The sequence below is a fragment of the Okeania sp. genome, assembly GCF_983059655.1.
The window spans coordinates 1-2,216 of the sequence record NZ_CEZPJD010001064.1 but is presented as its reverse complement, the minus strand read 5'-3'; the positions used below and the strand labels follow the sequence as shown (position 1 = coordinate 2,216).

Below are 2,216 nucleotides of genomic sequence, written 5' to 3'. Positions count from 1 at the left end.
TTTTGATGTAGAGAGTGGGAGCTAACTTCCATAACTCCATATTTGCTACCTGCTGCTACTGCTTGCGCCAGTTGTTTTTGCAATTCCACTGGAAAAGGCGTGGTGTAAGCTGCAGTTTCCTCAAAACCAGGCCAACGAGAGTAGAGAGTTCCGAATAAAGCAGTTGGTAGTTGAGCGTTATTGAGGAGAAATTCTACTAAGTGAGTCGTGGTTGTTTTGCCGTTGGTGCCAGTAATACCTACCATCTTCATTTTTTGCCCTGGATAGCCATAGAATGCTGTAGCAACTTCCGGACAAGTTTGAGTCATGTCAGCAACTGGGATAACACATTCATTTTTGGCCTCATGTTTTTGAGCTGCTTGTTGAGATACTAGAGCTGCCACTGCACCATTAGCGATCGCGCTTTCCCAAAATTCTCCTCCATCAACACGAGTACCTGGCATTCCTAAAAATAAATCTCCTGTCTGGCAAGCATGGGAATTTGTGGCTAAACCTGTGATTTCTGTCTCTAATGCAGGATGATTATTGGCAAGGGAAATACTGGGAACTTTTGCTAATAATTCTCTCAATTTCATGTTAGGAACTCCTATAGTTTTTTGCTAAAATTTAGGACTTTTTACCGAAAAATTGTGGTTTAAAGCCTCCCCTTTTTTACCCCGGATTATTGAGCGGTTACTGATAACTGATAACTGAAATGACCAGCAGGATTTTTTGGTTATCCGTATCACAAATTTATAAATATTTTTGTAACATTTGCTGCAATTTTCTTACTGACATTCTGGGAGAGGGACGTGGTATGAATTGTTCAGTTGTATTATCCGCCTCACAGACAGAAAGTACAGGCACTTCATATTGATAAGCCGCAAACCAATCATCCTGGGTGGTAATGTCTCTAATCTCTAAGTCGAATTTACAGGGGCTTTCAGGGTCTTTCAGTATTTCTTCGAGTTTTTCTTGGAGTCCTTCGCAAAGATGGCAACCTGGTTTACTGTATAAAATAAGGTTCATAGTTTAGATTTAATTCTTTGATTTATATCAAATTTGCTTGAATACTTATTATATAGTTGGGAGTAGTGAAGAAAGCTTTAAACTCAGACAACACAAGATTTTTCCCTCTTCCTACTTCTTCAATGGATTTAATTTTGCTCCCCTTGACAGAGACGCTGCAAAATATTGCTACGAAAATCCTGCAATTCCATAGAAGGTTCCTTAACTTTAAATACTTCTGATAAAGCGTCAGACCATAAATCACGTTCAGCGAAAAATTTAACTCTAGCAAAAGCGATCGCTTCTTCTGTAGCTTCTTGTTTATTTAAATCTTGATTGAGTTTGACTAAATCTTGATTAATAGCTTCATGTTCTTCCATATCCATAATTCTAAAAGTTATTTGTTGCATACCAGAAATAGAATCTGTACTATCAAATACTCTCCAACGATAAGTATCACCAGGTTCTAATTCTTCCCCAGTATAATCAACTATTTCTTCATCATCTTGAATGTCAAAAGTCCACAAAACCTGATAGCTATTAGAGGAACTAACCTCAATTCTGTTTAATTGTCCTTGCCAAATAAATAGAGGACGAGTATTCCAAATTTTTCCTTCTACCTCTATTAGACCAGGAGAAACTAAACATAAACTACCACCTCTAGTAGTACCATCTTTAATATCTACTGGTGGGTCTTCATCTGATTGATTAAATATATCTTCAAAAGCTTTTTCCCAATTCTTATTAGAATTATTTTGTACTTGAATAGTTTGCGCTATTACTCTTGGTAAATGCAAAGGTGCTATTACTATTAATGCCAATAAAAATAACACCAGATTTAGTTTTTGACTCATAATAATTCTTGTGAATATAATTTAATTACAAATTTCATAAGTATTTTTTTTCTTATGGAACATAAATCATCTCAAACATAGTTAATTAACTATACTATTTCACTTTTTTTTAATATAGATAATTTTCATGAATTAATATTATTTCATATTGTTCCAAGAGTTAAAAAATATTAATATATGAATTACCATATATTGAAAGGTATAGCAAAGAATGGGTTAGTTAGGACTTATATTGATGATGAACCGTAAGATAGAGAAAAGTTTTTCTCACTGTTGCCTATTCCTTGTTGTCTGTTCCCTCCTATATATTTTACTCCAATATTATAAGCTAACTTTCCTGTAACTTTCCCATTTTGCATAAGCTATTCTTACCCA

General features: G+C 34.9%; 4 protein-coding genes. All 4 read right to left on the bottom strand.

Annotation, left to right across the window (positions count from 1 at the left end; translation table 11 throughout):
- Positions 1-575 (bottom strand): Mur ligase family protein (locus AC3DU7_RS31785; protein WP_488043218.1); only part of this gene is annotated, 575 nt, incomplete at its 3' end.
- Between the two features lie 157 nt (positions 576-732).
- Positions 733-1,008 (bottom strand): glutaredoxin family protein, encoded by a 276-nt coding sequence (locus AC3DU7_RS31780; protein WP_488043217.1) that lies wholly within the window; start codon positions 1,006-1,008, stop codon positions 733-735.
- Positions 1,009-1,136: 128 nt separating this feature from the next.
- Positions 1,137-1,841 (bottom strand): hypothetical protein, encoded by a 705-nt coding sequence (locus tag AC3DU7_RS31775; protein ID WP_488043216.1) that lies wholly within the window; start codon positions 1,839-1,841, stop codon positions 1,137-1,139.
- A 227-nt stretch (positions 1,842-2,068) separates the two neighbouring features.
- A complete protein-coding gene (locus tag AC3DU7_RS31770; protein WP_488043215.1) occupies positions 2,069-2,200 on the bottom strand; it encodes a hypothetical protein in 132 nt (43 codons plus the stop codon).
- Between the last annotated feature and the right edge of the window lie 16 nt (positions 2,201-2,216).